Here is a 12917-nt window from a genome sequence, read left to right on the forward strand (position 1 = left end):
TGGACCTTGCAGGCCAGACCTCAAGTTGCAAATTAAGTCTTTTAGTTTTCATTTCATGAATTAACTTGTAACAGTTTTTAACGCAGACCCTGCGTTGGCACCTACTGAGTTCAGCACCAAAGTTCATAGATGTGTGTTCGTCAGCAACGCTATACCCTCACAGCCGAATGGATACTCTCTCAAAAAACGTTAGCTCACTACTTTTTCTAATCAAAACTTCATTTTATTTTTAATGTTGTTCTCATAATAGCAGTTGCGGCAGAAAAGTCAAGCCTACTTAAATAAATTTTTCCAATTGATGATAAGCCTGACCAATCTCGGCAATACTGTGGGCATCCGAACCATAAACTAACGGAATACTGGCTGCTTTAGCTGCTACGATCAAGTCTGGATAAGGGTAGCTTTCGTTACAATAAGGCTTATACAAACCAGCGGCATTGAGATCTAACGCAAAATGACGTTGGGCTAACACGGTAAATAACTGATCAACTAACGCTAAATTAGCGGCATTGAACTTGGCCGGTAAATTAAAATAATCTTGGAATTTTTTAATCAAAGTCATATGGCCTAAACGCCGTGGTGCGTTAACTCCTAAATCAGTTTGCACTGCTACCAGCAAGGCCCGTAAATATTGTCCGTATAACGCTTGTCCGTTCCCTTTTTGGGGATCAAGTAAGCCAGTTTTAAAATCAGCCAATGTATCATCAACACACCAAAACTTGGCGGCAGTTCCCTGCATAAAATGGACTGACAAAACGTTATCCTGTGTTTGTGGCCCGTATTCGGCCCAAAAATCACGTGTCCAGGCGAGTTGTGTCGGCAAGAAATCCAGCTCAAAACCTATATTTATTTTAAGTTGTGCTTGATATTTAGTTTGCAAATGGCGGCATTTTTTGAAATAAGCGGGTAGATCACTAAGCGCCATTGAAGCTTCGGTTAACCCAGTCAGTGTCCCCGCATAGTCCTGTTTAAACGCCGGCGGCAAAGGCGCATGCTCAGTGATGCTATATTCAGTAAAACCAAATTTAATTGCTTTTTGGATCATTAACTCAACGTCATCACCACTACCATGTGGGCAAAACTCGGTATGGCTGTGCCCTTCTTTTTTCACACTGATCACCACTTTCGCTAAATTAGTTTGACTTTAGCACGCGTTCATGCCGAAAACAACCGCAAATAAAAAAGAGCCACAACATAATCGTTACTGCTCTAACTTATTAACCTGTGTTTTAAAATGATTTGCTAGTAAACCGACCATTTGTTAAGTGGCCAATACCGCCAGACAACTTTACCTTCAATTTTGGCCCGGGGTACAAAGCCGATCAGTCGACTATCCTTAGAGATCGGCCGATTATCCCCCATGACAAAGTAGTCACCTTTAGGTACTTTTTTCGCGTAATTGGTTGCCTTCAGCGTGCTCAACGAGAAATTCTGGGTAAATAAGCCATTGTTATCATCAGCCCACTGGGTTTTATAGCTATTCAAGTAAGGCTCGCTGTACTTCTTTCCGTTAACATACATCACATCATCCTTAGAAGTGACAGTATCCCCCGGCAAACCAATGATTCGTTTGATATACAATGAACCGTCTGGTGCGTGTAAAATAACTACATTGCCACGTTTCAGCGTGGGATGCCGCCAGACTAAAACGCGATCTTTATCCATAAAGTTCGGTTCCATTGATGGACCGTCCACATTGTGCGGCGTGATCAAGAAGGTGCGCAATAACAAGGCAACCCCGACAATGACCACAACATCGATCACGACCCATAGCCATGATTTAACTGTTTCATTTTTCATTTATTCATGACTCCCATTCAAAAATATCTATAATTATACATATCTAGTCATACGTGACGTTCATCAACTGATGAACTTTTATGATCCTTTTTAGTATAAGCTGTCAGGCCTGCTTTGACAAGCAAGACCGCCATTCTTATGGTCGAAATGCTATACTAAAGGAAAGACTTAAAGCTATTTTCGTCTGACTTTTAATAATTTATTAAAGTAGCCTAACTTTGTAAAAGCCAGGCGCTATTAAAACCTTATATTTGGTCGTTTCATAACTAATTCGACCAGTCCGTGTTTGAAAACTAACCACGTTTTCAAACATCCCTTAATTTGACTAAGGAGGAAATATTATGCCCCAAAAAATTGCTGTGATCACTGGCGCTGGCCAGGGAATCGGCCGGGCAATCGCCAAAGTATTAGCCGCAGATGGCTTCTTCGTTGCTGCTTCCGATATTATTATGGCCGCCGCACAACGCACGGTCAGCGAAATTCATCAACAACATCATCAAGCAGCGGCTTATCAGGCCAATGTGATCTACCAACACGATCTAGTACAGTTAGTTGAGCAGGTAGTTGCCGAACATGGTCACATTGACGTTATGGTCAACGATGCTGGGATCGTCAAAGTCGGCCCGATCGAGCAAATCACCAATAAAGAAGTCGACGAACTGTTAGCAGTCAACGTTAAAGGCGTTTTATTTGGCATTCAGGCAGCGGCTAAGTTTATGAAACGGCAGCCAACTGGCGGCAAGATCATCAACGCCGCCGGTTTAGGGGGAATGGAAGGAATGCCGCTATTAAGCGCTTATTCGGCCAGTAAATTTGCAGTACGCGGTTTAACCCAAGCCGCCGCCAAGGAATTAGCCCCCTACCACATCAACGTCAATGCGTATTCACCGGGCATTGTCGCTAGCCCGTTGTGGGATATCGTTAATGCCCAAGTCGAAAAATTAGATCAAGACAGCCGCCAGCTGGCCTTAAAACAATTTAAAGAACGAATCGCTTTAAATCGCATCGAACAGCCTGGTGACGCTGCTAATTTAGTTGCTTTTTTGGCCAGTGACCGTGCAGACTACATCACTGGGCAAACGATCGCCGTCGATGGCGGTCTCCACATGAATTAAGGCCATTCAGTTTAGCGCCAACATTTAAATCCATTGGCTAACAGCTTCCTACCATAACTAGATCAAAAATAATTTAGGGCTCACGATGCAACTATCGTGGCCGCAAAAAAGGTGCGCGCCGTTGCTATTTGCTGACGCGCACCTTTTTTAAATATATTAGCGCAGACTGCTGGGCCACCTAGTACATATTTTGACGGCAAAATCACTAGCTTGTTACAATAAAACTATAGGTTTTTACCATTTGCTCGCAAAGGAGGCGACTCACTATGACGCATGCCACTCGTAGCGGCAGTGACATTTGCCGCGACTATCAAGTTGACCCCGAACAAGGCCTGACCGCAGCACAAATCGAGCAGCAACGTAGCCGTGCTGGCCAGAATGAACTCGCCGCGGTTCCGCCAACTCCACTTTGGCGTAAAGTTATTCAGCAGCTCACTGATATCACGTCAATTATTTTATTGATCGCCACAGGGATCGCCGCCTACTTAGCCCTGACCAGTGACAGCTCCTGGCTGAAAGTGATCGTGATCGGTGCGATCATTATTTTGAACGTTGTCATCACTTTATTTCAGGAACACCACGCTGAGAAGGCTTTAGCAGCCTTACAAGATATGCACGTGCCGACAGTTACCGTGATCCGTGACGGAACTAAAACCACCTTGCCTGCACCAGAACTAGTTCCCGGTGATATCGTCGTTTTAACTGCCGGCAACACCGTTCCTGCCGATGGGCGCTTACTTAGCGCACAAAACTTGACCATTGACGAAGCGATTTTAACCGGTGAAAGTGAAGCGATCAGTAAACAAACAGCCCCGATGGCCACGGAGCCAGAAAGTATCGGTGATAATCTGAATTTAGTTTTCTCCGGTACTGCAGTGACGCAAGGCAACGGTTATTTTATCGTCACCGCCACCGGAATGGCCACAGAATTAGGTAAAATTGCCGCTTTATTAAATAAAACACAAAAGCAAAAAACACTGCTGCAGCAGCGCTTGGCCCAGTTGGCCTTACGTCTAACTTCGATTGCTTTAGTTGCTGGTGTTGTCATTTTCCTATTAAATTTTTTCCTTTATCAAGATAATTTAGCCGATAGTTTACTGATCGGTGTGTCACTGGCTGTAGCCGCTGTGCCGGAAACTTTGCCGGTGATCGTCACTTTGAGTTTGACCCATGGTGTACGTAAAATGGCCCAGCGCCGCGCGATCATTCGCCGTATAACGGCTGTAGAAACCATCGGTAATGTGAATGTGATCGCCAGTGATAAAACCGGAACGTTAACGCAAAATAAAATGACGATCACTCAATTCTGGCAACCCGGACAGCCAGTTCAAAAAATCGCTGCCTTAACTAAGTTGGCGCCGCAGCAGCGCCAAGCCTTCACTTATATGGGACTGGCTACTAACGCCGAGGTCACAGCTGATGGTGAAGCCCACGGTGATGCCACTGAATTAGCCATCGTTCACTTATTAGCAAAATATAACCTGAAACGAACCACACTAGAACAAGATTATCCCCGTTTAGCGGAAAACCCCTTCGACTCCAATAAGAAAACAATGGCCACTTTACATGAAACCCCAGATGGTCATTATCTGGTCATCGTTAAAGGCGCATTGGATCGCCTGCAATTAGCACAACGCCCGCACAAAACGACCACCATCCATGATGAATTTGCTGCCGGCGCCTTACGTATTCTTGGCATCGCTTATCGTGAATTCACAACTAAACCCGAATTAAACTGGGCCCAAATCGAACAAGAATTAACTTTAGTGGGCCTGATCGGCTTGATCGATCCACCACGGCCCGAAGTACCGGCCGCAATCGCCAAAGCCCACGCCGCTGGAATCAAACCGGTAATGATCACCGGTGACCATTTAGCCACCGCCAAAGCGATCGCCAGTGATATCGGTATTTTGCGGCCTGGTGAACAAGCCATCAGTGGTGCGGAGTTGCGCCAACTAAGTGATGCCGCCTTAAAGAAACAGATCACCGACTACAGTGTTTTTGCCCGCGTTTCGCCAGAAGATAAATTACGGATCATTAACGCCTGGCAGGCCAATGGCGCAACCATTGCGATGACTGGTGATGGCGTCAACGATGCGCCAGCACTAAAGGCCGCCGATGTTGGTATCGCTATGGGGATCACCGGCACCGATGTTTCCAAAAATGCCGCTGATATGATCTTGACCGATGATAATTTTGCAACGATCCTTGATGCTGTTGAAGAAGGACGTACGGTTTACCATAATATTCTCAAGGCGATCGAATTTTTGGTCGGGGTCAATTTCGCTCAGATCTTCCTCATGCTATTTAGTGTCAGTCTCGGTTGGGGAGCAATCCTGATCGCCGAACAATTATTACTGATCAACGTCCTGGCTGACGGCCTACCTGGCTTCTATATTGGTGCAGAGCCTGGCGATCGTGATAATATGCAACATCCGCCAGTTAGCAAAAATCGCTCACTATTTGCCGATGGCCTAGGCTGGCGGTTAGCCCTTCGTGCGTTGGTTTTCATTATTCTAGTTGGCGGGGTCTACTATTGGGGTCGTTTCGGTCTGAACGACGGCTCACAGCTGCAAGGTATGACCATGGCCTTTCTCGTATTAGCTTTAGGTTCAGTCATCGACGTTTACGCCATTAAAACGCGACAAATGTTAAGTTGGCGCACCTTAAAACACAATCGCGCCTTAAACATCAGTGTCGTGATCGCTATCAGTCTAGTTTTAGCCGTTGCCTTAGTTCCATTCTTACAAAAAGCATTTGGCCTAACTGACCTGACAGCAAGTGCTTGGTGGATCACAGTTCCCGCTATTTTCGGTTCGCTACTCTGTTTAGAGCTCACCAAGTATTTCCGCTTAAAACGTAAAGCACGCCAAAATTCAGCGTCACCTGAATACGAACTAGACTAACGAAATACTAAGAAGATACGCTGCGCAGCAAGCACCTATACCGCTGTAAACAAAAATGTGGCCGCGTTATTGCGAGCCACATTTTTTATGCCAATAAATTTTCTTCATAATTTTGCTGAATATAAGCCTTGATCGCCTGCAACATTTTTTTAGTCGATGGGGCTACTGCTTGCACTTTGTTGGCTACCAGCGCCACCGTTCGATGAAAGTCTTGATCAAATGGATAAATATTCACATTACCGGATAATTTCTGCAAGGCTAATTGCGGTAAAATCCCCATCCCCAAACCACTTTCCACCATCGCCAGAATTGATTGATCATCAATACTATAGCGCAGCGAATTAGGCCGAACATTGTAGCGATCCAACGCACGCTTAGTATCCCGATCATAATCGGTTTGTTGCAAAATAAAATCTTGATCGGCAACATCAGCCGCGGTCACGTAAGTTTTGTGTTGGGGAACAAAATTCTGGGGCGTGATACAAAAAATTTGATCGGTGATCAGGGGTGTCACCACTAGTTGATCCGCGATCGGCAAGGCGGAAAAACCAATATCGATCGTCCCGATCTTAGCTTGATTGACGATATCATTAAAGTTACTTTGAACGATGCTAATCGCAATGTCGGGATATTGCTGCTTAAACTTTTGAATGATCGGTGGCAGCCAACTGATACAAACACTACTAAAGGCCCCAATCCGAATCGAACCGGCATTTAACCCATTGATATTAGCGGCCTCTTGACGCAGTCGTTCTTCAGTATTTAAGATCTCCTGTACGATCGGCAAAATACGCTGCCCATCACTGGTTAATTCAACACCAGTACGATTGCGAATAAACAGCGGAAAGCCTAACTCATTTTCTAATTGCGTGATCGAATGGCTAACTGCACTAGGGGTAACATTGAGGGCCACCGCCGCCTGATAAAAAGTTTTACGTTCGACCACTTCATGAAAAATTTCATAAGAAAAAGTTGACATATTTCTACTCCTTTCAGCCCAAACTAGGTTTGCGGATTATCTTTTAGTTAGTTTTACTAACTGAGTACACCTAAAATCAGCCCTGACACTGGGCAACGATTTAAGCAAATGATTTGCAATGAATTAATTTCACTTAATTATGAAAAAGTTGAGTTTTACTTATTATGCAGTTCATTTTATCATAATAAACAACCACTAGTAAATGTGCATTAATTGCTATTTTGGGCAACAAGTTATAAATGGAGGGATTAACATGGTAAAATTTGCAAACCGAATTCAACCTTGCGACAACGGACTAAACGATATTTTCACTTACGCCAACGACCCAGCATTGATTTCTTTTGCCGCCGGCTATCCAAATAACCAATTATTTCCTCGTGCAGCACTTCAAACGGCCTTTAATGCCAGCTTAACCGAGCGGTGCAACTTACAATACAGCACTGCCGCTGGTTTACCTAGTTTACGGGCAAAAATCGCCCAACACATTTCAACAGCCCAACGTCAATTCACTGCCGAACAAATTTTGTTGACTCAAGGTGCGCAGCAAGGGCTTGACCTCACGGCTAAATTGTTGCTGAACCCAGGCGATGGGGTCGTGGTCGAAGCGCCAACTTATTTAGGCGCCTTATCCGCCTTCGATGCTTATCAGCCAACTTATTATGAGGTTCCTTTGATCGCCGATGGCATGGATCTAAATGCTTTACAAAAAATATTGCTGACGCACACCGTTAAATTTATCTATACGATCCCCGATTTTCAAAATCCAACTGGCTGTACGCTATCCTTGGCCAAACGCCACGCACTGTTACGCTTGGCACAACGCTACGATGTGATCATTTTAGAAGATAACCCGTACCGTGAGCTACGTTTCAGCGGTACCCCACTGCCTTCTCTGGCCAGCTTGGACACCACCAACCACGTGATCAGTTTAGGCAGCTTTTCGAAAATTCTTTCTCCTGGTCTGCGTTTAGGTTGGCTGGTGGCCGCACCAGAACTGTTGGAACCACTGACGGCCTTAAAGCTAGGCAACGATGTCCAATCTTCGACCCTAGTCATGAACGCAGTTGATCACTATTTGACCACCTACGATATTAAGGCACATATTAACGCAATGAACAGGGCGTACGCGAAAAAGATGACCGTTATGCTAACCGCGTTGGCCCGTTATTTACCGGCAACAGTTGCGTTTACCAAACCGTGCGGCGGCTTCTTCGTTTATTTAACCTTACCTGCGGAAATTGATACCGGCCAATTGCTTAAACAAGTGATCCTGCGTGACGCCAAAGTAGCCTATGTGCCCAGCGCCAGCTTATTTCCAGTAAGTCATCAAGCGAACGGCATCCGCCTGAATTTTACCAATCTAGCTAATGAGACCATTGAACTAGGCGTAAAACGTTTAGGTCAGATTCTAACGCAAACATTACACCAAAAACATTACGCTAAATTATAAGTCCCTAAAGTTTCTGATAGCCGCACTAGCAACTAGGCGTTACAATGAAACTATCAGAAAATCTGGGAGGGCAAGTCATTGACCATTAAATTAATCGCAACGGATGTTGACGGAACGTTTCTAACTGATCAACACGAATATCAGATCCAGCGTTTCAACGAGCAACTTCAAGAAATGCAGCGCCGCAACATGCATTTCGTTATCGCCAGTAGCAATCATTATAGCCATTTACAGGCTGTTTTTGCGACTAAATCACCGATCACCACGTTTATCGCTGAAAACGGCGCGTTAATTATGGACCGTGGTCAGGTCATTGCTGAAAGTAAGTTGTCGGCCGCAACGATTCAGCAATTATTACGCCAATTAAAGGACGATCCAAAATTACAACCCGATTCGATTCGCTTATCCGGCCAACGCGCCAGCTATATGGTGAAAACAGAAACCATTGATGAATACGTGCGCTATTTCTTCAATAATTTGCAGCTAGTCGATGATCTAAGCCAAGTCGATGATCATATTTACAAGTTAAATGCGGTGTGGAAACAGGCTGAATTAAAAGATAAGGCAGACTACCTCAACGCCAAATTTTCCGGCGTGATCCACGCGACTGCCAGCGGTTTTGGTAGTATTGATGTGATCGCCGCTGGGGTCAACAAAGGTGTTGGCTTGCAACAGTTAGAAGATCACCTCCAGCTGACAGCAGACAACATTGCGGCCTTCGGTGATAATTATAATGATCTAGAAATGTTGCGCCGAGCAAAATACAGTTACGCAATGCGGAACGCCCGCGCGGAAGTACAACGAGAAGCCGCCTTTATCACCCGATTAGATAATAATCACAACGGCGTACTGGACACGATCGATCAAATTTTAAAATAATTAAATCTAGGGCAACAGTGAAAAGTTTCGTTTGCTTTTTCGCTTGTTGTGCTATTTTTTTAATTGATTTTAAATAAAATTATCGCTTTCATTGGCTTATCTAAGCTACAATATAGTTAAACAAGTTTTGGAGGTTATGCTAATGCCTATAAAATTAATTGCCACTGATATCGACGGTACCTTTCTCAACGATCAACACGAATACGCGATCGACCGTTTCAATGAATTACTGCAAACCATGCAGCAGCGTCAGATCCATTTTGTTATTGCCAGTGGTAACCATTATGGGCATCTGGTGGATATTTTTACGGCAAAATCACGGATCAACACGTTTATGGCCGAAAACGGCGCCTTAATCATGGATGGTTCCACCGTTGTGGCCGAAAAACAATTGCCGCTATTAACCATGCAGCAATTACTCAAAACGCTTCACGATGATCCCTTCCTAAAACCAGATTCCGTACGTTTATCTGGTCAGCACGCTAGCTATATGAATCGAACCGACCCAGATATCAATATTCCGGAAATTCGTTACTACATTAGCAATTTGCAGTTAGTCGACGATATTGCTCAGGTCACCGACCACATTTACAAGGTCAACGTGGCCTGGAAGCATGCTGCCAGTAAAGAAAAAGCGGACTATCTAAATGCCAAGTTCCCTGGCGCTTTCCACGCAACTGCCAGTGGTTATGGTGGTATTGATGTGATCCCAGCCGGCATTAACAAAGGCGTTGGCCTACAAGAACTAGAAGATTATTGGCAATTGACACCTGCCGAAGTAGCCGCCTTTGGTGATAATTATAATGATCTGGAAATGTTAAGTCGCGCTAAATACGGCTATGCCATGCTTAATGCCGAAGCCGCAGTGCGCAAACAGGCCGCTTTCACAACACGCTTAGATAATAATCATTTTGGCGTATTAGATACGATCGAACAACTGTTGTTAGCAGATTGACATGTGTACTGATCAATCGAAAAAGCGGCTGCGGTCGCTTTTTTGCTACCATAAAAAACATAGAAGACAGAAGGTTTAAAATGCATTACTCAACTTTATTATTTGACCTTGACGATACATTACTCGATTTTCAGGCGGCGGAATATGCTGCTTTGACGCAACTTTTTGCGCAAACACACCACAAACTAACACCAACACTGCGATCCCAGTATCACGACCTGAATCAACAAATGTGGCAGGATTACGAATTAGGTAACTTGACACGCAGGGATTTATTAGCGACACGCTTTACAAAATTCTTTACCACATTAGGTGAAACCGTCGACGGACCGGCTTATGAAAAACTATATCGCCAGTCACTGGCTGAAGGCCATCAAAAAATAACCGAGGCCACTGAGTTATTAGCAACACTGAAGCAGGCAGGTTACCATTTGTTTGTCGCTTCAAATGGGATCGGTCAGACGCAGCGCAAGCGCCTGACTGCTTCAGGTTTGATCACTTATTTCGATGATATTTTTGTGTCCGAAGAGCTGCAGGCCCAAAAGCCGACACCGGAATTTTTCAAACGCGCCGCAGCCCAAATTCCCAACTTCAAAAGTGCGCAAACGCTGATGATCGGTGATTCACTCACTTCTGATATCAAGGGCGGCGCTGCCAGTGGCTTAGATACGGTCTGGTATGATCCCCACTTCCAAGCCAACCGCACTGGGATCCTACCAACTTATCAAATCGATCACCTGCTGGAACTAGTCAACCTGCTACAAGCCGCATGAGGAAAATAATGCGCCAATCTGCGCACCTTGCCAAACACCCGCTAACTTCAATTAAGCTACAGCACGCAATAGCGCCAGTAAAAGTAGCAAAAACTACTTTTACTGGCGCTATTTATTTACGTTTTTAAAATTGTTGTTGACCGTTTGATTCAAGTTAATGGTGTGCTTTAATCACAAATCGCTGTTCAGTCCTTTTCACACATTAACCGTGTTTTTAGCCTGAACATACTTAACCAATTCCAACGAGATCTCGTGATGCCGCAAAGGCGTATTGATGTGCACCCCATTGAAATCGGCACAGATCGCATCAATCGTTTCTTTGGCGATTTGGATGCCGACTTCACGTTCATTACCAGCAGCTTCTGCCTGTTGCATCCGCGCTAAAGTATCGTCGGCTAAACGAATACCTGGCACTTCATGATGTAGGAAGTTAGCGTTCCGGTAAGACAGTAACGGCATGACGCCAACAAAAACTGGCGTAGTGATGCCTTGTTCATCAAGGGCCGTGCGCAAAGCATGCACCTTTTCAATATCAAACACTGGCTGGGTGATAATAAAATCAGCCCCATAAGCCACCTTTTTAGCGATCATTTTACAAGCACGATCAACGCTGCGCACATTGGGGTTAAACGCACCACCAACGGCAAAGTTAGTTTTTTCCTGTAAATGGCGGCCAGTTGGCGAAATACCAGCATTAAATTTCTTGATCATTTGCATTAATTCAACGGAATGTAGATCGTAAACCGAAGTGGCACCCGGTAGATCGCCGACCTTGGCTGGATCACCGGTGATCACCAAAATATTGGAAATTCCCAGTGTGTGTAGGCCCATGATCTCCGCCTGTAAACCGATCAAGTTATGATCCCGCGTTGTTAAATGTACCAGCGGCGTGATCCCGTACTGATATTTTAATTGCGCCGCTAACGCCACATTGCTGATCGTCGGGTTAGCCAACGGTCCATCCGACAAAGTAATGGCCCCGACACCGGCCTGATTTAATGCCTGTGCTCCCCGAAAAAACTTAGCCGTGGCAAATGTCTTTGGTGGATCCAGCTCGACTAACGCAACCTTTTCCTGGCGAACTTGTTGCAGAAAATCATGTTGCCGCGGATCGGCGGCCGCCGGTGGCGTTACAGCCGCCTGCGGGGTCACGATTTTAGTTGTGATCGGTTGACGCGATTGCAAGCCAGCAACCAATCCTTTGATATGCGCTGGAGTGGTGCCACAACAACCACCGATCAAATGCGCTCCTTGCTGCTGGAAGATCGCGCTATAATTTTCAAAATACTCCGCCGGACTATCGTAAACTGTTTTGCCATCCTGAACATCAGGTAACCCAGCGTTAGGATAAACGGCTAAAACCGAATTCTCTGGTAAATTAACACTTTCAAAGGCACGACTCATGTTATATGGACCTAAGCGGCAGTTAGCACCAACAGCGTCGGCCCCTAAAGCGGCCAGCTCCTGTAAGGCAGTATTTAGATCCGTGCCATCTTGTAACACTCCCGGTTCATACATGGTAACGTTAGCAACCACCGGTAAATCCGTTAACTGGCGGACAATTTTAAATGCCCGCTTCAGCTCGTTAATATCATAGTAAGTTTCCAGCAAAATGCCGTCGATTGCTTGGGTATTCAATAAATATTCGGCTTGTTCTTGCACACCAGCATCAATTTCTTCAGCCGTCAAAGGTTCAATCTCTGTATCGGTGATCCCAGCGATTCCACCGATCGTGCCTAAAACGTAAACCGGATGTTCCGCCGCAACTTGGGCTGTATGTGCTAAACTAACCGCTGCTTCATTGATAGCCTTCGTTTTATCGGCGAGGCCATAGCGATTTAACTTGATCCGATTAGCCGCATAAGTGTTGGTTTGGATCACATCGGCCCCCGCCGCAATATAGGCTTGATGAATCTTGAGAATATCGCCGCCATGGGTCAGATTCAACCCTTCAAATGCGGAATTCACGCCATATTGACTATAAAGCAACGTTCCCATGGCACCATCGGCGATCAAAACTTGCTGTTGTAAGGCTTCCTTGAAACTCATTTGACTCCTCC

The 12917-nt window shown here is 45.2% G+C and carries 10 protein-coding genes and 1 other annotated feature (1 of these 11 only partly in view); of the genes, 6 read left to right on the forward strand and 4 right to left on the reverse strand.

The features are described 5' to 3' along the window. Positions 1 to 223 (reverse strand) — a binding site (T-box leader); it reaches 39 nt to the left of the window's first position. A gap of 54 nt (positions 224 to 277) precedes the next feature. Together hisJ and lepB are read right to left on the reverse strand one after the other, a co-directional pair. After that, a complete protein-coding gene (gene hisJ / locus FFM78_RS03455) occupies positions 278 to 1111 on the reverse strand; it encodes a histidinol-phosphatase HisJ (RefSeq protein WP_137637047.1) in 834 nt (277 codons plus the stop codon). 131 nt (positions 1112 to 1242) lie between these two features. Next, the gene (gene lepB, locus FFM78_RS03460; protein ID WP_137637048.1) at positions 1243 to 1800 is read right to left on the reverse strand and encodes a signal peptidase I; all 558 of its coding nucleotides are present in this window, start codon (positions 1798 to 1800) and stop codon (positions 1243 to 1245) included. Positions 1801 to 2141: 341 nt separating this feature from the next. On the opposite strand from lepB, the gene FFM78_RS03465 reads away from it, so the two are divergent. Together FFM78_RS03465 and FFM78_RS03470 are read left to right on the forward strand one after the other, a co-directional pair. Beyond that, positions 2142 to 2915: an SDR family oxidoreductase gene (locus FFM78_RS03465; protein WP_137637049.1), complete on the forward strand. Its 774-nt coding sequence runs from the start codon at positions 2142 to 2144 to the stop codon at positions 2913 to 2915. A 266-nt stretch (positions 2916 to 3181) separates the two neighbouring features. Continuing rightward, positions 3182 to 5821 carry a cation-translocating P-type ATPase gene (locus FFM78_RS03470; RefSeq protein WP_137637050.1) on the forward strand — a complete coding sequence of 880 codons (2640 nt, stop codon included), beginning with the start codon at positions 3182 to 3184 and terminating at the stop codon, positions 5819 to 5821. A gap of 85 nt (positions 5822 to 5906) precedes the next feature. On the opposite strand, the gene FFM78_RS03475 is transcribed toward FFM78_RS03470, so the two are convergent. Then, positions 5907 to 6800 carry a LysR family transcriptional regulator gene (locus FFM78_RS03475; RefSeq protein ID WP_137637051.1) on the reverse strand — a complete coding sequence of 298 codons (894 nt, stop codon included), beginning with the start codon at positions 6798 to 6800 and terminating at the stop codon, positions 5907 to 5909. Positions 6801 to 7053: 253 nt separating this feature from the next. On the opposite strand from FFM78_RS03475, the gene FFM78_RS03480 reads away from it, so the two are divergent. From FFM78_RS03480 to FFM78_RS03495, 4 genes are all read left to right on the forward strand, one after another. After that, positions 7054 to 8250, forward strand: coding sequence for an aminotransferase-like domain-containing protein (locus FFM78_RS03480; protein WP_137637052.1), 1197 nt, complete (start codon positions 7054 to 7056; stop codon positions 8248 to 8250). 78 nt (positions 8251 to 8328) lie between these two features. Further along, positions 8329 to 9129 (forward strand): Cof-type HAD-IIB family hydrolase, encoded by an 801-nt coding sequence (locus tag FFM78_RS03485; protein WP_137637053.1) that lies wholly within the window; start codon positions 8329 to 8331, stop codon positions 9127 to 9129. 142 nt (positions 9130 to 9271) lie between these two features. After that, positions 9272 to 10084 (forward strand): Cof-type HAD-IIB family hydrolase, encoded by an 813-nt coding sequence (locus FFM78_RS03490; RefSeq protein WP_137637054.1) that lies wholly within the window; start codon positions 9272 to 9274, stop codon positions 10082 to 10084. A gap of 80 nt (positions 10085 to 10164) precedes the next feature. Further along, positions 10165 to 10857 carry a YjjG family noncanonical pyrimidine nucleotidase gene (locus FFM78_RS03495; RefSeq protein ID WP_137637055.1) on the forward strand — a complete coding sequence of 231 codons (693 nt, stop codon included), beginning with the start codon at positions 10165 to 10167 and terminating at the stop codon, positions 10855 to 10857. A gap of 195 nt (positions 10858 to 11052) precedes the next feature. Here the strand turns inward: FFM78_RS03495 and FFM78_RS03500 are convergent, their stop codons facing one another. Next, positions 11053 to 12906: a bifunctional homocysteine S-methyltransferase/methylenetetrahydrofolate reductase gene (locus FFM78_RS03500; protein WP_137637056.1), complete on the reverse strand. Its 1854-nt coding sequence runs from the start codon at positions 12904 to 12906 to the stop codon at positions 11053 to 11055. Positions 12907 to 12917 lie beyond the last annotated feature (11 nt).

Origin of the sequence: Loigolactobacillus binensis (genome assembly GCF_005405165.1) — a bacterium.
Classification (GTDB): Bacteria; Bacillota; Bacilli; order Lactobacillales; family Lactobacillaceae; genus Loigolactobacillus; species Loigolactobacillus binensis.